The 24,399-nt window shown below is 43.4% G+C and carries 19 protein-coding genes and 3 pseudogenes; 14 read left to right on the forward strand and 8 right to left on the reverse strand.

Features of this window, described 5'->3' with window-relative positions:
- The first annotated feature begins 22 nt into the window (after positions 1–22).
- The 8 genes from PSI15_RS02005 (at position 23) to PSI15_RS02040 (ending at position 8,452) form a co-directional block, all read left to right on the forward strand.
- Positions 23–2,056: a type VI secretion system Vgr family protein gene (locus tag PSI15_RS02005; protein ID WP_273582083.1), complete on the forward strand. Its 2,034-nt coding sequence runs from the start codon at positions 23–25 to the stop codon at positions 2,054–2,056.
- The gene (locus tag PSI15_RS02010; protein ID WP_273582084.1) at positions 2,053–2,472 is read left to right on the forward strand and encodes a DUF4123 domain-containing protein; all 420 of its coding nucleotides are present in this window, start codon (positions 2,053–2,055) and stop codon (positions 2,470–2,472) included. The genes PSI15_RS02005 and PSI15_RS02010 overlap by 4 nt, the downstream gene beginning before the upstream one ends.
- A 30-nt stretch (positions 2,473–2,502) precedes the next feature.
- Complete coding sequence (locus PSI15_RS02015) at positions 2,503–2,835, forward strand: hypothetical protein (RefSeq protein WP_273582085.1); 333 nt, start codon at positions 2,503–2,505, stop codon at positions 2,833–2,835.
- A gap of 21 nt (positions 2,836–2,856) precedes the next feature.
- The gene (locus PSI15_RS02020) at positions 2,857–4,722 is read left to right on the forward strand and encodes a lipase family protein (protein ID WP_273582086.1); all 1,866 of its coding nucleotides are present in this window, start codon (positions 2,857–2,859) and stop codon (positions 4,720–4,722) included.
- Positions 4,723–4,727: 5 nt separating this feature from the next.
- On the forward strand, positions 4,728–5,513 hold the full coding sequence (locus tag PSI15_RS02025) for a hypothetical protein (protein ID WP_273582087.1): 786 nt from the start codon (positions 4,728–4,730) through the stop codon (positions 5,511–5,513).
- A 373-nt stretch (positions 5,514–5,886) separates the two neighbouring features.
- Positions 5,887–6,624 (forward strand): DUF2931 family protein, encoded by a 738-nt coding sequence (locus PSI15_RS02030; RefSeq protein ID WP_273582088.1) that lies wholly within the window; start codon positions 5,887–5,889, stop codon positions 6,622–6,624.
- Positions 6,625–6,866: 242 nt separating this feature from the next.
- The gene (locus PSI15_RS02035; protein WP_273582089.1) at positions 6,867–6,998 is read left to right on the forward strand and encodes a hypothetical protein; all 132 of its coding nucleotides are present in this window, start codon (positions 6,867–6,869) and stop codon (positions 6,996–6,998) included.
- A 632-nt stretch (positions 6,999–7,630) separates the two neighbouring features.
- Positions 7,631–8,452, forward strand: a complete 822-nt coding sequence (locus tag PSI15_RS02040; RefSeq protein WP_273582090.1) for a hypothetical protein — start codon at positions 7,631–7,633, stop codon at positions 8,450–8,452.
- A gap of 46 nt (positions 8,453–8,498) precedes the next feature.
- Here PSI15_RS02040 and PSI15_RS02045 read toward each other — a convergent pair.
- From PSI15_RS02045 to PSI15_RS02065, 5 genes and pseudogenes are all read right to left on the reverse strand, one after another.
- Positions 8,499–8,732, reverse strand: a pseudogene (locus PSI15_RS02045) (IS1 family transposase); the annotation flags it as partial.
- Positions 8,733–8,812: 80 nt separating this feature from the next.
- Positions 8,813–9,085, reverse strand: coding sequence for a hypothetical protein (locus PSI15_RS02050; protein ID WP_273582091.1), 273 nt, complete (start codon positions 9,083–9,085; stop codon positions 8,813–8,815).
- Positions 9,085–9,831: an SDR family oxidoreductase gene (locus PSI15_RS02055; RefSeq protein WP_273582092.1), complete on the reverse strand. Its 747-nt coding sequence runs from the start codon at positions 9,829–9,831 to the stop codon at positions 9,085–9,087. The genes PSI15_RS02050 and PSI15_RS02055 overlap by 1 nt, the downstream gene beginning before the upstream one ends.
- Before the next feature lie 23 nt (positions 9,832–9,854).
- Entirely contained in the window at positions 9,855–10,583 is a 729-nt protein-coding gene (locus PSI15_RS02060; protein ID WP_273582093.1) for an SDR family oxidoreductase, read from the reverse strand.
- Positions 10,584–10,606: 23 nt separating this feature from the next.
- A complete protein-coding gene (locus PSI15_RS02065; protein ID WP_337928436.1) occupies positions 10,607–11,107 on the reverse strand; it encodes an HAD family hydrolase in 501 nt (166 codons plus the stop codon).
- Between the two features lie 105 nt (positions 11,108–11,212).
- Here PSI15_RS02065 and PSI15_RS02070 point away from each other — a divergent pair.
- From PSI15_RS02070 to PSI15_RS02080, 3 genes and pseudogenes are all read left to right on the forward strand, one after another.
- Positions 11,213–11,446 (forward strand): annotated as a pseudogene (locus PSI15_RS02070) (IS1 family transposase); the annotation flags it as partial.
- Positions 11,447–11,536: 90 nt separating this feature from the next.
- Positions 11,537–12,421 (forward strand): annotated as a pseudogene (locus PSI15_RS02075) (IS982 family transposase).
- 68 nt (positions 12,422–12,489) lie between these two features.
- On the forward strand, positions 12,490–12,753 hold the full coding sequence (locus PSI15_RS02080) for a PAAR domain-containing protein (RefSeq protein ID WP_273582094.1): 264 nt from the start codon (positions 12,490–12,492) through the stop codon (positions 12,751–12,753).
- A gap of 82 nt (positions 12,754–12,835) precedes the next feature.
- On the opposite strand, the gene mtgA is transcribed toward PSI15_RS02080, so the two are convergent.
- From mtgA to arcB, 3 genes are all read right to left on the reverse strand, one after another.
- Positions 12,836–13,564 carry a monofunctional biosynthetic peptidoglycan transglycosylase gene (mtgA, locus tag PSI15_RS02085; RefSeq protein WP_273582095.1) on the reverse strand — a complete coding sequence of 243 codons (729 nt, stop codon included), beginning with the start codon at positions 13,562–13,564 and terminating at the stop codon, positions 12,836–12,838.
- 4 nt (positions 13,565–13,568) lie between these two features.
- On the reverse strand, positions 13,569–14,222 hold the full coding sequence (gene elbB / locus PSI15_RS02090) for an isoprenoid biosynthesis glyoxalase ElbB (RefSeq protein WP_273582096.1): 654 nt from the start codon (positions 14,220–14,222) through the stop codon (positions 13,569–13,571).
- Positions 14,223–14,458: 236 nt separating this feature from the next.
- The gene (gene arcB, locus PSI15_RS02095) at positions 14,459–16,798 is read right to left on the reverse strand and encodes an aerobic respiration two-component sensor histidine kinase ArcB (RefSeq protein WP_273582097.1); all 2,340 of its coding nucleotides are present in this window, start codon (positions 16,796–16,798) and stop codon (positions 14,459–14,461) included.
- Positions 16,799–17,485: 687 nt separating this feature from the next.
- Here arcB and gltB point away from each other — a divergent pair.
- From gltB to PSI15_RS02110, 3 genes are all read left to right on the forward strand, one after another.
- Positions 17,486–21,943: a glutamate synthase large subunit gene (gene gltB, locus PSI15_RS02100; RefSeq protein WP_273582098.1), complete on the forward strand. Its 4,458-nt coding sequence runs from the start codon at positions 17,486–17,488 to the stop codon at positions 21,941–21,943.
- A 10-nt stretch (positions 21,944–21,953) separates the two neighbouring features.
- Positions 21,954–23,372: a glutamate synthase small subunit gene (locus PSI15_RS02105; RefSeq protein WP_273582099.1), complete on the forward strand. Its 1,419-nt coding sequence runs from the start codon at positions 21,954–21,956 to the stop codon at positions 23,370–23,372.
- 452 nt (positions 23,373–23,824) lie between these two features.
- Positions 23,825–24,208 carry a hypothetical protein gene (locus PSI15_RS02110; protein ID WP_273582100.1) on the forward strand — a complete coding sequence of 128 codons (384 nt, stop codon included), beginning with the start codon at positions 23,825–23,827 and terminating at the stop codon, positions 24,206–24,208.
- Positions 24,209–24,399 lie beyond the last annotated feature (191 nt).

The following is a 24,399-nucleotide window of genomic DNA, read 5'->3' on the forward strand; positions in this document are numbered from 1 at the left end:
ATAATAAGGAGTACAACAAACCATGATGAAAAATCTCACCGACCGGCTACCTGCCGCCAAAAGTGGGTTACGGTTTACGTTTCAGGTCGCGGGGTTGCCCGAAAACACGTTCAGCGTGGGGGAGTTTTCCTTGCAGGAAGGGGTATCGGAGTTGTTTACCCTGAACCTGACACTGGTCAAAACTCATGCCCTGAATCCGTTCAGGCCGTTAGACGAGGTGGATTTAACCGCCTTACTGATGCAGGAAGCGGTACTGCAAATCTTTCACGGGGAACAGGTGCAGCGCAAAATCACCGGCATTATCTCCCACGCCGACTGGGCCGGCACCGACGGCAATAAAACTCTGTATAGTATGACCGTGCGCCCCGCCCTCTGGCGGTTGACGCTCAATCAGGAGAGCCGGATTTTCCATCAACAAAATGTGCCTGCCATCTTAAATAGTTTGCTGAAAAAACACCGGGTACGGGCAGATTCGAAGCTCTATGATCTCCATCAGGATCGCGAATACGTCACCCAGAAACGGGAATCCGATTATGGGTTTTTCAGCCGGCTGGCGGCCGAAGAGGGTATCAGTTTCTGGTTTGAGGATGAAACGCTGTTTTTCAGCGACAGCCATCTGGGGATGACCGCCGGCCTGCCACTGACCTACAGCCCGCAGCCGGAAACCACCCACGGGACAGATACGATTTATCAGGTGCGATTAGGCGTCGGGATGAGCCCGCAACGCAGTCTCCACAAAGACTTTAACTACGACAACCCGCGTTATCACCTCTCCCATATGACCAGCAGTGAAGGCTTTCGCGATTTCGGCAGCCAGACGCCTTATACCGTGTTTGAAAGCTACGGGCGTTTTCAGAAAGATGCCGCCGCCAAACCGTTTCTCAAATACCGCCATGAAGCACTGGATAACCAAAAAAAGACCGGCAGCGGCAACAGTAACTGCATCAAACTGATGCCGGGCAAAATCTTTGAGATTAAAAATCACCCGCATACGCCCCTGAATGCCCGCTGGCAGATTGTCGGTATCAGCCACCACGGCCGCTGCCCACAGGCGCTGGGTGATAACCGCGGTGATGGCACCACGCTGACCAACCAGTTCAGCTTTATTGACGGTCTGGCTGACTGGCGTCCGCCGTTCCATTACAAGCCACTGGCCGATGGCGATGAAACGGCAATAGTGGTCGGGCCTGACGGGGAAGAAATCTTCGTCAATAAGGACGGTGCCATCAAAGTGCATTTCCACTGGAACCGCTATGACCAGCCGGATGACGGCGCTTCCTGCTGGGTTCGCGTCGCACAGGGCTGGAACGGCAACGGCTTTGGCTTTATGGCGATACCCCGTATCGGGCAGGAAGTCATTATCTCTTACCTCAACGGCGATATTGACCGCCCGATTGTCACCGGCTGTGTCTACAACGGCCTGAACCGTCCGCCGCTGGATTTACCGGCCGAGAAAACCCGCACCACCTTCAAGACCAAAACCCATAAAGGCAAAGGCTTTAACGAACTGCGCTTTGAGGATGCGAAAGGCAGTGAAGAGGTTTATCTCCACGGCCAGAAAGATTTTACGGCTCATATCGAAAACGATGCCCTCTGGCATATCAAACACGACCAGAAACAACGTATCGATAACAACCGTTATCACGACATCCGTGCCGATGACCATTATCAGGTGGCCGGCTCACGCAAAATCACCACTGAAGGCGATGTTTCCCACCGGATTGCCGGCAGCCAGCATACCCAGACCGGTGATGCCACCGTGATTGACAGCGGGCAGGAAATTCACCTGAAAAGCGGCGGCAAAGTGGTGCTGGAAGCGGCATCCGAAATTACGCTGAAAGTCGGTGGCAGTTTTCTGAAAGTGACACCGGGTGGGATCTTGTCTTCGCCGATAAGTGTCGGACAGGGTTCGGCAGGCAGTGGTCGAGAGCTTTCTTTGCTACTACCAGAAGGGGTAGAACCGTTGCCGGAGGTCAAATTTGCCGCCAAACCGGCCTGTGCCATTCTCGCACAGCAAGAAGAAAACTGGATTATCACGGGAGCAGAAGAAGCATGATGGAATATACGGATTGGAAAACATGGCTGTCACACCAAGACAGGGGCGATTGTTATTTTTTGGTCAACAGTCTGGCAAACCCCAACCCTGTTCAGCTTTTTTACGCCAATGACTGGATTGAAGAAGCGTTCCCACTCTACAGCGGCACCCCGATGAACGACCTGCTGGCACAAAGCCCGTGGCTGATTAAACCCAAAGCAAAGTGTTTACCGGAACTGGCTTTACTGCTGGATAAACACGAATTCAGCGATGCCAGTTGGGGTTGGGGATACCGCAGCACATTACCCTGGTCATTCCAGTTAGAACACTGGCGTTTGCATCAGCAAGTATTGCTGCGTGGCCGTGTCGTGGTTTTACGTTTGATGGATAACCGTATTTTCACGCCCCTGCTGCCTGCCCTGCAACCGGGTGACTGACGTGAACTCTTAACTCCGGTCAATGAACTGATGATAGATACGCCTGCCCCGTGTTGCTATTACCGGCCAGAAAATTGCCTTCAGGAACTGGCAGAGAATTTATTTGTGTTGGGTGATCACTTGATTGAAGCCCGTTACTCAACCAATACAACCCTCAATAATCTGGCTTATACCTTAAGTTGCCAACTTTGGGAAAATAATGCTGACCTGGCACTCAAACTGGATGAACCGGAAGGGCAATTGCAGAGCAACCTTGTGGCTTGGCTGAAACAGGCGAGAGATGAAAAACATAGCCTGAACAAACTCACTGTTGAACACTTTATTACAGATAACCAACAGATTGCACTGAACAAAAAAATTTAAGTTTAATTAAGGAAGAAAAGAATGAGTCAGTTAGAACCGACGGATTGCATTGATTGCCAAAAGATACTGAAACACTGGGTTGAATTTCAGCTGGTGGATGAACAGGGAGAACCGCTGGCAGGGATGCCTTATAAGTTGAAAAGTATGGGGAATAAAAAAGATATCCGTACAGGTGTTACTAATGGTGAGGGACTATTGCGAGAGGAAAACCTACCACCAACACCAATGAGACTTTGGATTGACGCACAGAAACTCACTGATGAAATGGAATTTAGACCCTTAAGAACAGCACGTGGGCCGCTAGGTTCAAAAGTAAAACCCAAAGCCAGAACACAAGGCCATTTCTATCGCTATATTAAAATTGGGGATCTTTGTGATAAAGCTCCCAAAATTGATGAATGGAATGAAGAAGAACTTCCCAAATATCACTTTCCAGATAGTAAATTCCTCGGATTTAAAGCCGCATTTGTTGATACTCGTTGGGTATTGGAAGTTTGTCCTTTCCGGGTTTGGATTCTGTTATTGCACCATCAAAAAGAGTATTCACTGGTGAATGCATATAATCAGGGGCTAATGTCAGTATTGGTTTATGCCAATGCAGAAGATAATGGTAATAAGGAAACAAAAGAATACAGTGGTTCTATCTTTCATTTCTTTAAAGAGCAACTTCTCGACTTATCCCGTTTACCTAACAGAATTGAAAAAAAGGATTTTCAGCCCATTGTGTATGATGCACCTTTCCGCGAACGTTATACCCGTGTTGAATTTATAGATACTGGCGATAATTTAGATACACAAATGTTTTATATCGCGAATAACAAGGATTTGATTATCAGTTGGCGAGGTACGGCTAGTTTGACTGATGCTGTTATCACTGACTTAAATTTTAAACCGACTAAACTACCCAGTGATTTCATTGGAAAAGGTAGGGTGCATGATGGTTTTTGGAAAGCTTTTTGGGCTGGGGTAGAAAAAACAACCACAGAAAGTAATAGTGTTTTTAATGAGATAGAAAAAATAATCGAAGGGAGAAAAGTCTTTATTTGTGGTCATAGCTTAGGTGGTGCACTGGCATTAATTCATAGCGTACAATTAAAAGAATACAATCCATGTTTATATACCTATGGCATGCCCAGAGTGTTCACTTATAGTGCAATAATGGAAATTCAGGACATCATTCATTATCGCCATATAAATCGAAATGATTTAGTTCCTGGTGTACCTTTCGAAAAAGATATGAATAATTATTACTTTGAAAATGGTTGGGATTCCATGGGATATGCTATAGAAGCATTGAGTCTTCCACAGTCTGCCATAGTAACATCTCTGTTGCCAATCACAATGGGTTTGACACCCGCAGCAATGGTAACTACTAGACTTGATAAAATAAAAACAAATGATTTATTTTTACATCAAGGAAAAACCGTCCATTTATATAAAGGAGAGGTTATATACGGCTCCACTGCAAATCTTATTTCTCCAATAAACACCCAAAAAAAAATAGAATTTAATTTCTATTTAGTTCCATCATTATTACCAAACGATTCTGCAATCGAAAATTTCTTTCCAAATCATAAACAACCCAATAAATCAAACTCAAATAATATACTTCATCATTTTAGTGGGGTTTATATGGATTTTATAAAAGAAAAGCTCGTTTCATTATGCATTCCTGAGAACAACATACTTTATAAGGAAAAGATGCGAAATTTTAAAGATAAGATAAATAAACAAAGAAATGAATTGAAAGAGGAGTATTTAAATTATCAATATTTTTTAAAACTAGAGCAACAAATTGGCTCGCGACTATCTTTTAGTCAAAAAAATGAGTCAGGGAAGCGGGCGATTGCTTATTTTGCATACAACGAAAAATTTAATAAGAGTTAATTGATATGAATAAAGTAAAGTTTATTTTTATTACTACAATTACTCCATTCTTATCAGGATGTGGCGAGGTAATCGATTCTCAAATCGATAAATATTTTCCAATTAACCCACAATACAATGGTCAATATGTTATAATATCAAGTTTTTCTTCACATAATACTGAGCCAAGAATTTTGGCGGAGTATTTTTCTAGCAAATGTTCAACAATACAATTAGATTCAGACTTCCTTCCTAACGGAAGGAAATATAGAACAAGAGAGATTAAATGGGACATAAAACCTAATAAAAATGATAAATTAGAAACAAAAATCCCTATTAATGGAAGGGGGTGGTGTGACTGGAAGCTAAGTACAATTAAAATAGGACTTGAGTATAATGAAAAAAAAATTATTGATAAAAACATTCAGATTAGCACAGGAGAAATGGCCGTATTTCATATAAAAAACACAGAAGACAAAAAAAATAAAAAAACCAATCAAGATAAACCAAATAACACTATAAACTATACTTCTATACTTTATCCCGTTCATGAAGAAGTTAAAGGGAAATATAAAAGAATATTTTTTATTAAACCCAATGGAGAAGGAGGCTCAACAATTTTTCTATCAAAAAAAATGAATGGATATATTTACTACAATCCAAAATTAGATGAATCAAAAATCACTAAAATTATTATACCTAGAGGCGGAGAACCATCCAGAGTTGAATACCCAGATGGTAAAATAGACTTAAACAGAGACTCTATTGATTATTGGAAAATAAATAACACATCTCAATGGGAGTCAAAATAAGTATTATTTAAGCAACCCATTAAACATCAAGAACTGTGATAATAATATCGCAGTTACTTTTAAGAAATATCATCGTAAACATCACAAAAAGCATTTTTGATACTGGGATATTAACATGATTACCATGACAACGGAGAGATAAACATGGAAAATAAAGCCGTGATTCTTTTAAACGATGCCACCGGTCACGGTGGCAGGGTGCTTTAATCCAGTCAAAATATGTTCACTGCTCCTCTCACTGGAATGCCGTTAAAATCAAAGAGGGGAAAATTCAGGGCGGTGTTTACTCTTTCGAATTATTCAGTTTTGTCAACCGCCCTTGTGAAAAATGGCACCGAACCGTTTTTGATATAGCCAGTAAGGAAATCTCATAATGAAAAGAAAAAGCTTGGCCATATTACTCACCATAAGCCTAATCCTGCTGATATTCGCGGGATATGCTTATATATACATTACAGAGCTTGCTAAAGCGTTTGGATATTCTGAAAACCGTGTAGTGAACTATAAACCAATTGTTCGTCACAGTGAGCCACTTCCATATAACAGATGGGAGTTTCAGTTCGTTACTCCAAAATATTTTTACGCCAGCATCAGTTTTGTCCAGTTTTGGGATGAAGATAACTATGTTGTACAAAAATTTATGCCTGACGGTGCCAATTCAGATTATGACAGCGTGGACAGATGGGATAAAAAAGCGGGGGGATTTAGCAGTGCCGTCAAAAATCATGGAGAAGCCCTGCCTCAAGCATTAGTGGTTTGCTGGGATTCGGTCATTGATCAAAAAACCTACCAGACACAATTTATTTTTACACCAGAAGTTAGAAAGCTGATGAGGGAGCCAGCCATCTATCCCGGCTATGAAAACCAACCGCCTGATTACCGATACAAGATGTTTATTGGCCTGGCACCGGGAGGAACTACCCGCGCGTGGCTGCGAGGCATTGATAAAAACAACGGGAATAATATCTTAGTGGCCATTGGTGAATCAGTTTCCGGCGATAAAATGACTGTATGTCAAGACAAAACAAACCATCCTGATGGCTATGGTGAATATTCTGAGGAAATAAAAGCCTTTATTAAAGGAAAAACCTATCCCTATGGTGAATGGTAATGGAAGTAACAATATGGCAAATAAAGCCGTTATTCTTTTAAACGATGCCACCGGTCACGGTGGCAGGGTGCTTTAATCCAGTCAAAATATGTTCACTGCTCCTCTCACTGGAATGCCGTTAAAATCAAAGAGGGGAAAATTCAGGGCGGTGTTTACTCTTTCGAATTATTCAGGTTTGTCAACCGCCCTTGTGAAAAATGGCACCGAACCGTTTTTGATATAGCCAGTAAGGAAATCTCATAATGAAAAGAAAAAGCTTAATACCACTGCTGGGTTTTGGACTGAATAGACATGTCAATGAAGATGATACTGTTCCTTCTGTCCCCTTCAATAAGGATATGGACAACATTGTATTTCAGGCAGGCCTGGAATAACCTGGAGTGACAGTCGAAGTCATGACGACATCAGGAATAAGAGAGTTTTTGTTACTAAATCCCTTTACAAGTAGCAGTGTAATATTTTCAAAGTATATTAAATCACATAGCAACAATGATGATCCCTTTTTACATCATGGTAAATTAGTTTACTTTTATGTTCTCCCTGATTCGGAGTCAAAACTTTATTGACTTCCGGAAGTAAATGAAAAAACCAGAAAAGAGACTAAAGAATTTATTGAACAACAGACAAAAGTCGCTCAATATAGAGAGCAAGAGATACGTTCATTTTTTCAGGGTGATGAAAACCCTACAGGTAAACGTGGGACAGGCCTTTTTGACCATAGCAGCGCCTTATATGCGAGTTATATTGACAAACGATTACAGGAATTATGTGCCCTGCCTCCTGATAAAAAACTGCAAAGGAAGCCGAAAGATTTATCATTTTTTGAAAGTGAACCGCATTCGATTGGTGCCGTATTTCAAAGAAAAAAAATCAGAGAATATTATTTTCTGAGGGAAATAGACAATCAATTGGCAATAACATTAGAAGTGACTAAAAACGATGAAAAAGGCCCAATGGCCTTACAACGTTATGCTGAGAAACGATAAAGGAAAATAAGAGGATAATAATGAAATCAACATGCAGATTATTAACAATATTACCACTTACTCTGTGTTTAACAGGATGTGAGTTTATATCCAATGCTATTTCAAGCTACTGGCAAACTTATAATGATAAATCTGAACCATTTTCACCGCCTGAAAATAATCAATGGATCACAGTTGAAGGTGTTATCCCTCCGAAGACCACTCCTATATTGACGAGAAGATATATCTCAAATAAATGTCTGTCTACCCACAATACTGCTGGAGGAACACTTTATCATACTCCCAGGCATAGAGGGGATGACGTTAATGTTTCAGTAAACCCCACAACTGGTTATTTTAAGGAAAAAATACCTCTTCAAGGAGGGGGTTGGTGTCAATGGAAAATTAATACCATCTCTGTGTCTATTATTTACACCGAAGTTAATCATTTAATAAAAGATGCTGTACCCTATACCGGAACAGGTATAAAAGCTTTTATCAACGGGGCAGAGAAACCTAAAAAAATGAAAGAATTTTTAAATATCATAGACTATAAGCCAACTATTTATCCTTTTTTAAGAAGAGATTATGAGGATGGCGATAAAATAGGATTATATGGTAAAAGTGGTGGATTAACGTACTTTGGATTAAGGTTGACTCCTGGAAATGAATGGAAAATCAGCTATATGCCTACTTTAGATGAATCAAAAATGCCAAAAATCATTATCTCAGAGAATACTGAACCTAACGCATATCCCAGAGCAAAGGCAAGAGTTGAATATCCAGATGGGAAAGTAGATTTAGATAGTGATTATATTGAATATTGGAAAATAAATAATACATCTCAATGGGAGTCAAAATAAATATTATTGAATTAAAACGGTCGTGTATTCAACCTGTTAATACATGTTAAATATAATATTCACGTTCAATGAAAGTACCGATGACCTTATCATGCATTTCCGGTGATTTTGAATAACCCAGCGTCTTTCTGTTGAGCCGTTTAAGTCGGTTGCGCAATGTTAAATTCTCCCGCTCAATACATTGAGTGAAAGTCTTTCCAACAAGATGCTGGTTTTAGGGTAAAAGATTGTACGCCTTGAAATTATCGGTACACCAGAAAACAATATTAAATGAAGCGAGTTTTTTGACGTATTCAACTTGCTGACAAAACCGACATTTCACTTCAACTGTCGCCATTTCATTTCCCCACAAAATGGCTATTACACACCCAAATCAACGAGTTGAATACACAACCCAATTTCCAGTGGTAAATCGGTTAGCGTGCCTACACACTTACCATTAAAGGCTAACTCAGGTGCTAACATTTTGATCGCCGTATATTGAGTACATTTGTCATAAAAGATTTTTGGCGTGCAATCAGCGCGAAAGTATCCTGCCTCAATATTTTTCGGCATTGCTGACACCAACTCACGATCATTGCGAGCCAATATGAAATCGGGTGCAGAGCACCCGTCGGCATAACTGCCTTTCATTATTCTAAGTCCTTATGAGTTGGGCCTTGGAAGTAAATTTCGCTAATATGGCAGCTACGGGGTTGAGAAAGAACAAACTGTATAGTTTTCCAGATTGAACTGCCATTCAGCAATTGCTGCCCCATTGTTTTATGATCATCTAGTACTTCATCAAAGCCATTAACTTCGAAATCTGGAGGGTAAATGCCAGTTACCCGAATATTGTCTTTGCTTAATTGATGGGAAATATTTTGGCAAAAACCACTCATAGCATGTTTGGCAGCAAAAAATGTAGGATGAGCGATAGATCGGGTAAAGTGTGAAATACCGCAGACTGATACCATAGCAATAATATCGGAGCCTTGTGATTTACGCAGACTCGGCAATAACGCTTTCGTCAATAATATAGAACCAGTTGCCCCCGAATTTATAGTACTGATAATATCCGCATCGCTGTCTTCATCACTCAGATGACCTTCCAGCCATTGAGCTGCGTTCAGAATCAGGATATCGACAGGCAAGCCATCTTGTAGCAACTGCTTAGCAAAAACATTCACCGACTGTGCATCACTGATATCACATTGATAACTTCTTGCTATACCACCTTCACTGCGAATTATATTGCAAGTGGCTTCGGCACTGGCTAATTGGCGAGCACAGAGGTCAACATGAGCACCTTCACGCGCCAACCAAACAGAGATGGCTTGTCCAAAGTCACGGCCACCACCGGTTACCACGACCCGCTTACCTTTCAAGCTATTCGACATAGTGTTAACTTTCCTTATATCAGTTATAAACCTGGATGAGAAACTGTTGCACTACCGGTTACATTTCCTTGATAAATTTCATTGATGATGTAATCTGAGGCATATACCGCCCATTCTTCGGGAGAAATATAGTTTTGATGCTTATCGGGTAAACACACTGACAACATATGGGTGTTAATACCATTACCTGGATCAAGTGCTACAGCGCGTATACCAGCAGGTAAATCACCATTCAGAGATCCAATAATGCCTTCTACTGCAAACTTACTGGCACAATACGGCCCTAACCCCCAAGCAGGTGAACGCCCCCAACCAGAGCTAATGGCAATAAATACCCCCTCGTTGCGCTCAAGCATAGCTGGTAAGAACGCCAGAGCTGTATTGACAACCCCCAGTGCATTGACATCCATCACTCTAGCCCATTCTTTTACGGGAATTTTCCAAGCTGGCATGCGTTCATGAATAACACCTGCATTTGCGATGACAATATCAACGGGTTCACCTTCATTAGCCAGATCTGCAAATTTCTTCATTTCGCCGGGATTAGTGACCGATGCTTCAGATAGGACAAATCCATCTGGCGTTTCTGATGTCATATCAGTTGAGGGAGTACAGCCAAATACCTGATGGCCTCTTGCCACTAAGGCATAGCTCAGCATTTTCCCCAAGCCACGCGATACGCCAGTAATGGCGATTTTTAATGGCTTTTTAGTACAGTTAGTTTCAGCTCGATCAGTTCCATTACTACTCATGTGCTTCACCTCTTATTCGAAATTTAATGGATGCCGGGAAAGAGAGTCACCGTTTGTTCCGGCGTTAAATCTGCTATTTCTCCGCCCCAAAGATCTGTTGGCCAACTAGCATGAATAACCGAACTTTCAACTAAAGAATGCTCACGGACAAATAAAAACGGTACTTGGCAAAGTATCGCTGCCTGAGCATCCGCATGAGTATCACCAAAAAACACCGTTTGCTCTGGTACACACTGATATTGTGTCAAAAAACTGCGAATGGCCTGCGATTTTACCACTGGAGATCCCACAATCTGCTTAAAATAATGACAAAGCCCAACTCGATTTAAGATGGTTTTAATCTCTATTTCTTTACCGCCACTAATAACAAAACACATTATTCCAGCAGCAGTCAGTTTTTCCAATAATGCTTTGGCTCCATTAACAGATAAAGACAAAATATAATGTTCTTTCAGGTAGTTTTCATATCTCTGAATTCGATAATTAATAAAATGACCTTTTGTTACTCCACCGGGGTCGTGTATTCAACCCTTTGATTTAGATGTATAATAGCTATTTTGTGGGGAAATGAAATAGCGACAGTTGAAGTGAAATGTCGGTTTTGTCAGCAAGTTGAATACGTCAAAAAACTCGCTTCATTTAATATTGTTTTCTGGTGTACCGATAATTTCAAGGCGTACAATCTTTTACCCCAAAACCAGCATCTTGTTGGAAAGACTTTCACTCAACGTATTGAGCGGGAGAATTTAACATTGCGCAACCGACTTAAACGGCTCAACAGAAAGACGTTGGGTTATTCAAAATCACCGGAAATGCATGATAAGGTCATCGGTGCTTTCATTGAACGTGAATGTTCTATTTAACCTGAGCTTCGCTTAAGAAGGGAACTAAAGTGCCTGAGGCACGATCAAAGTTTTTTGCTAAAGAAAACAAAATCGTGGAGACCCTCAGGCATGTCTAATTTAGAAGAACTTTACTGCTGCGTCGATGACTTTTGCCAAAAATTTATCCCTCTCTGGCATCAACAGCTCATTGAAAATGGATTACGTAAACGGAATCGCGAAGCGTCCCTTTCTCTCAGCGAAGTCATGATGATCCTCATTTTATTCCATAAGAGCCATTATCGCGATTTCAAAACGTTTTATATTGAACATGTAAAACAATATCTTATCACTGATTTTCCCGGATTAGTCAGCTATACCCGCATGCTCACCCTGAAGAAAAGGGCACTGATCTCTTTATGCGCTTTTCTGTCGTCACGTAAGGCGACAACCCAAGGAATTGCTTTTATTGATTCCACCAAAATTGCCGTTTGTCATAACCTACGTATTCCCCGTCATCGGGTATTTGAAGGCATGGCGCAACGAGGCAAAACCAGTACCGGCTGGTTTTATGGCTTTAAACTTCATCTGGTTATCAATGATTGCGGGGAACTTTTGGCTGTGAAATTAACTGCTGGAAACCAAGATGATCGTCACCCTGTCAAAGCCTTGGCAAAAGGGCTAACGGGATGTTGATATGGCGATAAAGGGTATTTATCACAGGCTTTATGCGATGAATTGGAAGCGGAAGGCGTTACGTTAATCACGAATGTTCGTCGCAATATGAAAGCCAAAGCGTTATCGCTCTGGGATAGGCTAATGTTAAGAAGGCGATTTTTGATAGAAACGGTCATTGATCAGCTCAAAAATATTTCTCAGATCGAGCATTCAAGACATCGCAGTCAACTCGGTTTTCTACTGGAAATCGCCGCAGGCCTCATTGCGTATACATTCCAACCTAAAAAACCGAGTTTGAATTTACGGAATAATGATATCGCTATTCTTAAACGAAGCTGAGGTTATTTAATATGCATTAACAGGTTGAATACAAGACCCATGATTACCATGACAACGGAGAGATAAACATGGCAAATAAAGCCGTTATTCTTTTAAACGATGCCACCGATCACGGTGGTAAAGTGATCACCGCTATTGGCGGTTATACCTATCAGGGCGTGTCGGTTGCCGGCGAAGGTGATTTGGTCACTTGCCCGAAATGCGAGGGAACGTATCCGATTATCGAAGGGAGTGAATCGTTGAAGTCGCATGGCACGCCTATTGCGCTGGAAGGGATGCAAACCGCCTGTGGCGCTAAGCTGATTGCTAGCCAGAAAGATTTTCTGGCTTAAACAGGACGAATATCTGCCTTATTTTCGATAAGGCGGAGAAACGCAAATTGAGTGTGGCTGCATCGTCGGGAGAAAAAAGGGCTTATCGCCCCTCCCATCGCAAATCATTTTGTTTCAAATAATTCACTCCCCCCATTAACTGCATTTGCCGTAAAATCCATTGTTGACGTTGCAGTACATATCTGGAGGGAGCATTGACTTTATAGCGATGCGGGTTCGGCAGCACCGCAGCGAGCAATGCAGATTCAGGAGCCGTCAATTGACTGGCAGATTTGTCAAAATAACGCTGGGCGGCTTCCTCAACGCCAAAAATGCCATCGCCAAACTCAACAATATTAAGATAGACCGTCAAAATACGTTGCTTTGACCACAGTAATTCCAACACGGTGGTCATTCCTGCCTCTAGTCCCTTTCTTATCCAACTACGCCCTTCCCAGAGAAATAAATTTTTGCTGGTTTGCTGGGAAATGGTTGACGCCCCCCGCATTCGCTTCTGATATTTTTTGTTATATGCCATAGCCGTTTCGATAGCATCAAAATCAAACCCCCAATGTTTTGGGAATTTTTGATCTTCTGCTGCCATAACCGCTAATGCTATATAAGGTGAAATTTGATTCTGATCCACCCATGAGGAATGAGAAACATAAGAGAAATTAATTGACGCTAAGGCGACAATTTGTCTCTCAATCATTATCATGGAAAATGGCACTGGCAGAAATGAAAACGCAATGACAGAAACAAACCACAGAACTGTGATCGATACGACAATTCTTTTCAGACAGCGCCACAATATTGAAAAAGGATCCCTCATCCGTTTACTCAATCATTTCCAATATTTTTCTCACCAATTTATCGATTCCCTGTTCCGCTTGAGCCAAAGATTCTGCCAGCATATAAGCAGGTGTTGTTACAATTTTGTTTTCAAAATCAATAACAATGTCATCAACTGGGCACTCAATATGTATCGCCCCCATGCGCTCTATTTGAGCCACTGTTTCTGGATCATTACCGATGGTGACTTTTATCGGTTTGCCTAATATTTTTGGTACCATCACCGGGGAGATGCACATAAACCCCATCGGTTTACCTTGTTGGTGCATACCTTGCACCACACTTAATAATTCCTTATTTATTTCACAATCTGATCCTTTGAATGCGAAATTACATAAATTTTTGGCCGCGCCAAAACCACCCGGAATAATTAACGCGTCCAACTCATTGATATTAACTTTGGATAAAGGCTGTATATTTCCCCGTGTTATGCGGGCTGATTCTTCCATCATGTGGCGGCTTTCTGGTTTTTCTTCACCATTAAGGTGATTAATAACATGATGTTGCACCTCGTCAGGCGAAAAAAAAGACACTTTAGCACCAAGACGGCTTAAAGAGAGCATAGTCAGAACAGATTCGTGAATTTCACTTCCGTCGTACACGCCACACCCATTCAATATAACAGCAACCGATTTCATATTTCTCTCCATTTGTAGTAGATTAATGCTTAACCCCTTAGAGGGTTAAACACCAATCTTCATCACAGATTTTAATGAATCTTGTAACAAAAATTCTTATCTTTGCTATGTTGGTACTTGTGTTCTGTGTGAAAGAATTCTTTAATTGCTCGCATCGAAAATAAACTATAGATAAGCGGGTAAACAAGTTTCCCTGGTGTTGGCGCAGTATTAGCGCACCCCAACTTCGGTTGGGGTTATTTTTTTGTAACGCCTGACAACCAGTTTCTCAATATTTCTGTATCCTTCTTCCACTCCAACTTTAACTCATCCACCCATTCCTGAACATTGTCCCACCACGCTGGTAAATCCGGTGACTGAATCTGTTGCGCCAATTGCTGCAAATGGCGTAATCCGACTGAACCCGCCGCCCCTTTAATCTTATGCGCTTCTTCCGTGATCCCTTTTTGATCTCTGGCCGTCATATTGGAGTCCAGCAAAGCAAGGTAATTCGGCATCATGGTTTCAAAAATAGTCAGGTTGTCAGCAATCATTTTTGACCCGACCAGCTCGATATATTGGTTAAGCATCTCCATATCCAGCCGCTCCTCACCCTGATTTACATTATCAACCTCCGGTAAGGCGTTTTCAGATTCAGACCCTTTGCCCCAATACCCTTCTATCACGGCAGTCAATTCTTTGACGGATAAAGGCTTATTGAGCACCCCATCCATACCTGCATCAAGGTATTCTTTTTTATCTTTTAATACATTCGCCGTCAGCGCTATCAAAGGCGGCAAGGATTGAGGAGCGTAACGCTGATGCAATTGACGGGCGATATCCAGCCCCGTCATATCCGGCAATTGGATATCCAGTAATACTAAGTCATATTCATCAGGATCAAACATGGTCAGTGCATCATGACCATTCATGGCGACATCCACACTGTTGCCCAATTTCTCCAGTACAGAACGGGCCACAATGACGTTCAATTCAATATCTTCTACCAGTAAAATGTTAAGTGCCGGTAACGGCATCGTCTCTTGTTCTGCCCTCCCTTCGGGCTGTTCATCAATGGCAGGGGCAACGACAGACAAAGTGAAACAAGAACCTTTGCCTAACGTACTTTTCACCACAATGTCTCCTCCCATACTTTGAGCAAGACGCTTCGAAACAGCAAGGCCAATCCCCGTTCCGGTGGCAGGACGCCCACCCGCACTGTCTTTAACCTGGTAATACATGGCGAAGATTTTTTCCAGCTCGTCAGCAGGAATACCAATGCCGGAGTCCGTCACTTCAAATAATAAACGCTCTCCTTCTTCACGCCAGATACGCACCTTAATGTCGCCTTTAGGGGTAAATTTCACGGCATTGCTAATCAGGTTCCACAAGATTTGCCGCAAACGGGTTCCATCGGTCAGCACTTTGGCGGGTAATGGCAGCTCTGGTTCCAAAACAAACTGAATCCCTTTCGGCTGAGCCAATAAACCTGAAATGTTCTCCAAATCTGTCATGAACCCCGTGAAATCAATCGGTTGGTTATCAAGTTGGATTTTACGGCGCTCAATTTTGTCTAATTCAATGATATCATTAAAAATATTACCCAAAGTAATCGCGCTGACATGGATCGTTTCCAGGTATTTACCTTGCTCTGGGGTTAAGTCGGTATCCAGCAAGATTCGGCTTAAGCCCACGATGCCATTTAAAGGCGTACGAAGCTCATGGCTAATCGTGGAGATAAAAGTCGTCTTATCCCGGCTGGCGTTCTCCAGCGCATCCTGATAGCGCTTACGCTCCGTAATATCGCGCCCAAATCCCATTAATCCATGTCGTTTTCCAACGCGATCATAAAAAGGCACTTTTCTGAGTTCAAAACAGGCTTTGCGCCCATCGGGATAAACTAACCATTGCTCATAAGTCAGGGAGACATTGTGGCGAAAGACTTTTTCGTCGGTTTCCATCACCTTACTGGCAATTTCTTTATCGTAAACTTCCGTTGGTGTCAGGCCAATGAGCTGTTTTTCACTTTTGCCGGTCAGCAACTCCATCGCCCTGTTACAGCCGGAAAATTCATTATCTTCATTGCGGTAATAAACTAAGTCTGGGGAGGCATCGAGAAATGAACGTAAGAGTACGGATTGCTGTTCAAGCTCAATCTGGGTTTTTTCACGGTGTTCCATTTCCAATTTAAGTTTATCCAGCAAAATCAAATGGGCTTTTTCTGCCTTTTCCCTGTCACTGATTTCCTGATTCAATTGCGCAATGTTTTCTTTGAGTTGTTGGTTTAATGTCGCATCACGCTGACGCATTTCTTCAAGTTTTGCAACCAGGCTCGATAAGCGTTGGCGGGACTCTTCAAGTTGCTCGACGACGATGGAGAGAAAATAGACCGCCCAAGGGGTGATTAACAGACCAAAAAAGATAGAGCGGATTAAATCAATCCGCTGCACTTCTCCATGCAGTACGAATGTCACCGCCATCTGCATCGCCATCGCAAGGATCACCAATACCGATGCAAGTAATATCGAAAAGCGCACCAGCCCCAGTTTCATCATCAAATCGACATAATATTGGGCAAGCCCCCGAATGAGTTTCATAACCGCTCCCAGTAAAATTATTCCCAGTCAAAGTCACCAGATTGAATCATAACGCAAAAAAATCCCAACTTCGTTAAGGGATATCACTTTTAATTTCCCACAAAGAATAAAATTCCAAATAATCAGAATAATTATGCATCCAGATTTCAATCATTCTTTTTTAGATGTAAAAACAACCAATCGCATTCTCTTAGAAACCGAATAATATGCAATATAAATCCAACTTATAATGAAATGTCAGTTTAAAATATCGCAAATAATACGTTTTAAAGCATATATAAAATAGATAATGTGGTGATTTTAGTGATATAACTCACATCATTTAAGGAAAATGATCTTGGTCACAAAATCAAAAAAATCGCCATTTACTCATTAAAATCAACAAAATAATGAGAAAATATCGACAAAAAACCCGATTTAACACTATTTGACCTACTTTACTTTTACCGTTAAGTTGGGAATTCACTGAAAATCACCCGTCAGAGAATTGTCTGACTCATATTTATGCAGTGACAACCGATGACACAACATCATTTTGATTTACCGCTTGTTAATGCCAATAAAACAAGTGGCGTTTTGCTGAGGGCGCAAATTAGACGCCTGTAGAAATAAATAGATCTCTACACCATCTCGCGAATGAATGTGAGAGTCAGACAGAAAGTCGGACAGAACCTGGGGAGCTTTACAATGTTGTATGATAGATTGCAGGAAAAAGATAACTGTGGCTTTGGATTAATCGCACATATTGAAGGAGATCCAAGCCACAAGGTGGTGCGCACCGCCATACACGCGCTGGCTCGGATGCAGCATCGCGGTGCGATTCTGGCAGATGGAAAAACCGGGGATGGCTGTGGTTTGTTGATGCAAAAACCAGACCGTTTCTTTCAAATGATCGCCAACGAGCAGTCATGGCGGCTCGCCAAAAATTATGCTGTCGGCATGTTGTTTCTCAGTCAGGATGCCAAAATCGCCCAATCATGTCGTGATATTATCGAACAAGAATTACAACATGAAACCCTGTCCATTGTGGGTTGGCGGGAAGTACCTCTCAACCGCGATGTCTTAGGTGAGATTGCCTTATCCAGCCTTCCCCGTATTGAGCAAGTTTTTATCAACGCACCGGCCGGATGGCGGGCGCAAGATCTGGAACGCCGCCTGTTCGTTTCCCGCCGCCGCATCGAAAAACTCATCACCGATAACGATTTTTATATTTGCAGCCTGTCCAATCTGGTCACGATTTATAAAGGGCTGTGCATGGCGGCGGATTTACCGCGTTTCTACCCCGATTTAGCCGATTTGCGCATGGAATCTGCTATCTGCTTGTTCCATCAGCGCTTTTCAACCAATACGGTGCCCCGCTGGCCGCTGGCACAGCCCTTTCGTTATCTGGCTCACAATGGGGAAATCAATACTATTACGGGAAACCGTGAGTGGGCCAAGGCACGAGCCTATAAGTTTCGCACCCCCCTTATCCCTGATTTACAGACTGCTGCGCCATTTGTGAATGAAACGGGGTCTGATTCCAGTTCGCTGGATAATATGCTGGAGCTGTTCCTCAATGGAGGGATGGATTTGATCCGCGCAATGCGTTTGCTCGTTCCTCCGGCATGGCAAAATAATCCGGATATGGATGAGGATCTGCGGGCGTTTTTCGATTTTAATTCCATGCACATGGAACCTTGGGATGGACCGGCCGGCATCGTGATTTCCGACGGGCGCTATGCCGCCTGTAATCTGGATCGTAATGGCCTGCGCCCTGCCCGTTATGTGATCACCAAAGATAAGCTGATTACCTGTGCTTCCGAAGTCGGTATTTGGGATTACCAGCCTGATGAAGTTGTCGAGAAAGGCCGTGTTGGGCCGGGTGAATTAATGGTCATCGATACCTATGAGGGACGTATTCTCCACTCGGCTGAAACGGATAATGATTTAAAAAGCCGCCATCCTTATAAAGAATGGCTGGAGAAAAATGTTAAGCGTTTGATCCCATTTGAAGCGTTGCCGGAAGAAAAGGTCGGGCAACGGGATTTGGATGATCGCTTGTTGGCGACTTATCACAAACAGTTTGCCTACAGTAATGAAGAGTTGGATCAAATCATCCGTACCCTCGGCGAAAATGGCCAAGAAGCGACAGGTTCAATGGGCGATGATACGCCACTGGCCGTGCTTTCCAGCCGCCCGCGCATTATCTACGACTATTTTCGCCAGCAATTCGCCCAGGTCACCAATCCGCCCATCGATCCCTTGCGTGAAGCCCATGTTATGTCTCTGGCGACGCGCATTGGACGAGAGATGAATGTGTTTTGTGAAGCAGAGGGGCAGGCTCATCGGCTGTGTTTTGGATCGCCGGTTCTGCTCTATTCTGATTTTGTACAACTGACAACCCATCAGGAGTCCTATTATCGTGCTGAACGCTTGGATTTGACCTTCAATCCGCAGGAAACCACGCTGAAACAGGCTGTTCTGGCTTTATGTGAAAGTGCAGAAGAGCTCGCCCGCCATGGTGCCGTATTGCTGGTGCTGTCCGATCGCAATATTGCACCGGAAAACGTGCCCATTCCTGCGCCTATGGCGGTCGGGGCGATCCAACACTGTTTGGTGGAGAAAAACCTGCGCTGTGATACCAATTTGATCGTCGAAACCGCCGGTGCACGTGATCCCCATCATTTTGCGGTCTTGATCGGTTTTGGCGCCACCGCGGTTTACCCTTATCTCGCCTATGAATCACTGGGAAAAATGGTGGATGACGGCATCATCAATACACCCTATGCCCGCGTTATGCTGAATTATCGCAATGGCATTAATAAGGGGCTGTATAAGATTATGTCAAAAATGGGCATCTCCACTATTTCCTCTTATCGCTGCTCTAAATTGTTTGAAGCCGTCGGTTTACATCCCGATGTGACAAATATCTGCTTTAATGGCGTCGTCAGTCGTATTAGCGGGGCAGATTTCAGCGATTTTGAACAAGATCTGCGTAATCTAGCCAAACGGGCATGGCTGCATCGCCACGCCATCGATCAAGGGGGACTGCTGAAATATGTGCATCATGGGGAATATCACGCTTATAACCCCGATGTTGTCAGAACCTTGCAAGCCGCCGTTCACAGTGGCAATTACCGTGATTACCTGAAATATGCCGAACTGGTTAATGGGCGTCCCATCGCAACACTGCGTGACCTGCTGACCCTTGCGCCTAAAGATGCGCTCATCAGCATTGACGATGTTGAGCCGGCAGAAGCCCTGTTTACGCGTTTTGATACCGCCGCCATGTCAATCGGCGCACTCAGCCCTGAGGCTCATGAGGCGCTGGCAGAAGCGATGAATACGCTGGGCGGTTTTTCCAACTCTGGTGAAGGGGGGGAAGATCCTGCACGTTATCATACCAAGAAAGTCTCCCGCATTAAGCAAGTCGCCTCCGGCCGGTTTGGGGTAACGCCAGCGTACTTAGCCAGTGCCGATGTGATCCAGATAAAGGTTGCTCAAGGCGCAAAACCTGGGGAGGGTGGTCAATTGCCGGGAGATAAAGTCACGCCTTATATTGCCAAACTGCGTTACTCTGTCCCCGGTGTAACCCTGATTTCTCCGCCGCCACATCACGATATTTATTCAATTGAAGATCTGGCTCAGTTGATTTTCGATCTTAAACAAGTGAATCCGAAGGCGTTGATCTCGGTCAAACTGGTTTCCGAACCCGGTGTAGGCACCATTGCTACAGGTGTTGCCAAAGCCTATGCCGACCTGATCACCATTGCCGGTTATGATGGTGGAACAGGGGCAAGTCCGCTGTCTTCGGTTAAATACGCAGGTTGCCCATGGGAATTGGGGCTCGTGGAAACCCAACAAGCACTGGTTGCCAATGGGCTGCGCCATAAAATCCGCCTTCAGGTTGATGGGGGGTTGAAAACTGGGCTGGATATCATCAAGGCGGCTATTTTAGGTGCCGAAAGTTTCGGTTTTGGTACAGGCCCAATGGTAGCTCTCGGCTGTAAATATCTGCGGATCTGTCATTTAAATAACTGCGCGACTGGTGTTGCGACGCAAGACGAAAAGCTGCGCCAATCTCATTATCACGGCCTGCCGGAACGCGTCATACATTATTTCCGCTTTATTGCACAGGAAACACGCGAGTTGATGGCGCAATTAGGGGTGAAAAAACTGACTGACCTGATTGGCCGGACAGACTTGCTGGCAATCCTTGAGGGAATTTCGGCCAAGCAAAGCAAGCTCAATCTTGAGCCTTTGCTGGAAACCGCAGAGCCTCACACGGGTAAAGCGCTGCATTGCACAGAAGGTAATCCTCCTTTTGACCAGGGTACGCTGAATAAACTCATCGTCGCCCAAGCAATGCCTTATGTGGAAAACGCACAAAGCAAGACCTTCTATTTTGATATCCAAAATACGGATCGCTCTGTGGGTGCCGCTCTCTCCGGTGAGATTGCGGCTCGGTATGGTGATCAGGGGCGGGCAGCCGATCCTATCAAACTGAATTTCAATGGCACCGCAGGGCAAAGTTTTGGCGTCTGGAATGCGGCAGGTGTCGAACTGACTTTAATCGGCGATGCCAATGATTATGTCGGTAAGGGGATGGCTGGCGGCTGTATTACTCTCCTTCCTCCCGTCGGTTCGGCCTTCAAAAGTCACGAAGCCACGATTATTGGCAATACCTGCCTTTATGGTGCAACAGGCGGGAAACTCTTTGCGGCCGGACATGCCGGCGAACGTTTCGCCGTGCGTAATTCAGGTGCTATCACTGTTATTGAAGGGATCGGCGACAATGGCTGTGAATACATGACCGGTGGCATCGTCTGTGTGCTGGGCAGCACTGGCGTCAATTTTGGCGCCGGTATGACAGGGGGGTTTGCTTATGTACTTGATGAATTTGATGACTTCCGCAAGCGCGTCAATCCAGAACTGGTGGAAGTGCTCTCAATGGAGACCCTTGCCATTCATAAAGAACATCTGCGCGGATTAATCACCGAACATGTGCGCCTGACCAACTCTCAACACGGTGAAGGCATCCTGGAAAATTGGTCTCAGTGGGTCAATAAATTCGCGCTGGTTAAACCTAAATCCAGTGATGTCAGTGCATTGTTAGGGCACCGTAGTCGTTCTTCGGCAGAATTGCGGGTTCAGGCACAGTAAGGAGTGAATAATGAGTCAGAATGTTTATCAATTTATCGACTTACAGCGCGTCGATCCACCGAAAAAATCATTGAAAATCAGGAAAATAGAGTTTGTCGAGATTTATGAACCCTTTTCTGAAATTCAGGCACAGGCACAAGCCGATCGCTGCCTCTCTTGTGGTAACCCCTATTGTGAATGGAAGTGCCCTGTACATAACTATATTCCGAATTGGCTGAAACTTGCCAATGAAGGGCGCATCATCGAAGCAGCAGAGTTATCACACCAGACCAACAGCTTACCAGAGGTCTGCGGGCGGGTCTGTCCGCAAGATCGTCTGTGTGAAGGAGCTTGTACCCTGAATGACGACTTTGGTGCTGTTACCATCGGCAATATTGAGCGCTACATTAACGACACCGCTATCGCGATGGGCTGGAAACCGGATATGTCGCATGTCACCCCGACAGGTAAACGTGTCGCGGTGGTTGGCGCAGGGCCAGCAGGGCTGGCATGTGCAGATGTGCTGACCCGTAACGGTGTACACGTGGTGGTTTATGATCGTCACCCCGAAATTGGCGGCTTGCTCACATTTGGTATTCCCGCCTTTAAATTGGAAAAAGAGGTGATGATCCGCCGTCGTGAAATGTTTTCCGGGATGGGAATTGAATTCCGTCTAAATACAGAGATAGGCCAAGACATCACGCTGGCCGAACTCAACAAAGAATTTGATGCTGTCTTTCTTGGCGTTGGCACCTATCAATCCATCCATGGTGGGCTGGAGAATGAAAACGCTGACGGGGTATATGACGCCTTACCTTTTCTCATCGCCAACACCCGTCATTTGATGGATTACCCTTCTCTGCCTGAACAGCCTTATATTGATATGAAGGGTAAACGTATTTTGGTACTGGGGGGGGGTGATACCGCAATGGACTGCGTCCGTACTTCAATTCGTCAGGGTGCAAGACATGTTATCTGCGCCTATCGGCGGGATGAAGAAAATATGCCAGGCTCCCGCCGTGAAGTAAAAAATGCGAAAGAAGAGGGTGTCGAGTTTCGCTTTAACCTCCAGCCAATGCGCATTGAAATTAACAGTGCAGGGCAAGTTTGTGGTGTCAGGGTGGTAAAAACCCAACTGGGTGGCGTAGATGAAAATGGCCGTCGTCAGGCTGAAATCGTGCAAGGTTCCGAGTTTTTGCTAGAAGCCGATGCGGTGATCATGGCATTTGGTTTCAAACCTCACACGATGAGCTGGCTGGATGAACATCAAGTCAAGCTCGATCAAAAGGGCCGCATTATCGCGCCTGAATCCAGTAACCTGCCTTTCCAAACCAGTAATCCTAAGATCTTCGCCGGTGGGGACGCTGTACGTGGTTCCGACTTAGTCGTGACCGCCATTGATGAAGGCAGAAAAGCGGCTTTCAGTATTCTCGATTATCTTGAAGTGTAATCTTAAGGTGTAATCTTCAATTCCTTTCCCTAATGACTTCTCCGGCTCTTTAGCCGGGGAAGATCTCAAAAATAAAAATACCATCATTTTTTTATTTTCTTTTACTACCAGATTAGTTGTAATTTTGGAATTTATGCGACTATTCTTATACCTTAAAGTTAAATATATCGATTTAATCGCCCATTCATTATAGCAGAACAGCAATAGTGCAATACCGTAATACAACGCTAAGGTTTCTTTTTTTCGGAAAGAAAATGACTTAGCGGAACTGATTAAATAGATGTGAAATAAAAAAACATTAAAGTGATAATAACAGGCAGAAACATATGCGCTTACCCATACAGATACTTTTCTTCTTTTTCATTTCCTTGATAAATTTTCCCTCACTTGCCAGATTTTCTACGCCTGAAAAAATTATTCAGCAAGTTCAGGAAAGAGGAGTCAATTCTGTGGTGGCTGAAATAAATGCAGAATATGAGCAGGACAAAATTCTCCATGATATTTCGACCGGTGATAAACAATGGCTACAAGTTGCCTTTAAACTCTCCCCGAATATCCATCCAGCGTTTTCTCAGAAAATCATTAATGCTTTATCGATTGCTTTAGTTGAAAACCCTGTAGAGGTATTAGCATTGACAAAAACACACCGCTCACTCTCATTCTCTGATATCTGCAATATGCCTCCAACGATCACGAGGCCGAGTCAACAGAGAGCATTTGCCAAGAAAATGATAGATAGCCTAAAACTGGCGGAAAAAACAAATAAAGGAGAAGATCGATATAATATCGAATCCTGTATATGGGCATTTGAGAAAGCGCATAGTATTTACTTGTAGTATTAATAATCACACTATTATTATATTAATAACTTATTATATTAATAACTTAATGTATTAATAACGTATAATATTATTAACTTGTAATATCATTAATCACTTACAGTATTAATTGGCGGTTATAAAAACTGTACTAAAAAATAGAGGAGATTCACTATCTCCTCTATTTTTGTTCCTAACAAGCCTCTTCG

The sequence above is a fragment of the Xenorhabdus sp. PR6a genome, assembly GCF_028599065.1.
GTDB lineage: Bacteria > Pseudomonadota > Gammaproteobacteria > Enterobacterales > Enterobacteriaceae > Xenorhabdus > Xenorhabdus doucetiae.

Coding starts and splice junctions, on each gene's coding strand:
- PSI15_RS02035 (WP_273582089.1), top strand. CDS start 6,867: ATGAAAAGAAAAAGCTTAATACCACTGCTGGGTTTTGGACTGAATAGA.
- PSI15_RS02030 (WP_273582088.1), top strand. CDS start 5,887: ATGAAAAGAAAAAGCTTGGCCATATTACTCACCATAAGCCTAATCCTG.
- PSI15_RS02010 (WP_273582084.1), top strand. CDS start 2,053: ATGATGGAATATACGGATTGGAAAACATGGCTGTCACACCAAGACAGG.
- PSI15_RS02080 (WP_273582094.1), top strand. CDS start 12,490: ATGGCAAATAAAGCCGTTATTCTTTTAAACGATGCCACCGATCACGGT.
- PSI15_RS02050 (WP_273582091.1), bottom strand. CDS start 9,085: ATGAAAGGCAGTTATGCCGACGGGTGCTCTGCACCCGATTTCATATTG.
- gltB (WP_273582098.1), top strand. CDS start 17,486: ATGTTGTATGATAGATTGCAGGAAAAAGATAACTGTGGCTTTGGATTA.
- PSI15_RS02060 (WP_273582093.1), bottom strand. CDS start 10,583: ATGAGTAGTAATGGAACTGATCGAGCTGAAACTAACTGTACTAAAAAG.
- PSI15_RS02025 (WP_273582087.1), top strand. CDS start 4,728: ATGAATAAAGTAAAGTTTATTTTTATTACTACAATTACTCCATTCTTA.
- PSI15_RS02020 (WP_273582086.1), top strand. CDS start 2,857: ATGAGTCAGTTAGAACCGACGGATTGCATTGATTGCCAAAAGATACTG.
- elbB (WP_273582096.1), bottom strand. CDS start 14,222: ATGAAATCGGTTGCTGTTATATTGAATGGGTGTGGCGTGTACGACGGA.
- mtgA (WP_273582095.1), bottom strand. CDS start 13,564: ATGAGGGATCCTTTTTCAATATTGTGGCGCTGTCTGAAAAGAATTGTC.
- arcB (WP_273582097.1), bottom strand. CDS start 16,798: ATGAAACTCATTCGGGGGCTTGCCCAATATTATGTCGATTTGATGATG.
- PSI15_RS02040 (WP_273582090.1), top strand. CDS start 7,631: ATGAAATCAACATGCAGATTATTAACAATATTACCACTTACTCTGTGT.
- PSI15_RS02105 (WP_273582099.1), top strand. CDS start 21,954: ATGAGTCAGAATGTTTATCAATTTATCGACTTACAGCGCGTCGATCCA.
- PSI15_RS02055 (WP_273582092.1), bottom strand. CDS start 9,831: ATGTCGAATAGCTTGAAAGGTAAGCGGGTCGTGGTAACCGGTGGTGGC.
- PSI15_RS02005 (WP_273582083.1), top strand. CDS start 23: ATGATGAAAAATCTCACCGACCGGCTACCTGCCGCCAAAAGTGGGTTA.
- PSI15_RS02015 (WP_273582085.1), top strand. CDS start 2,503: ATGATAGATACGCCTGCCCCGTGTTGCTATTACCGGCCAGAAAATTGC.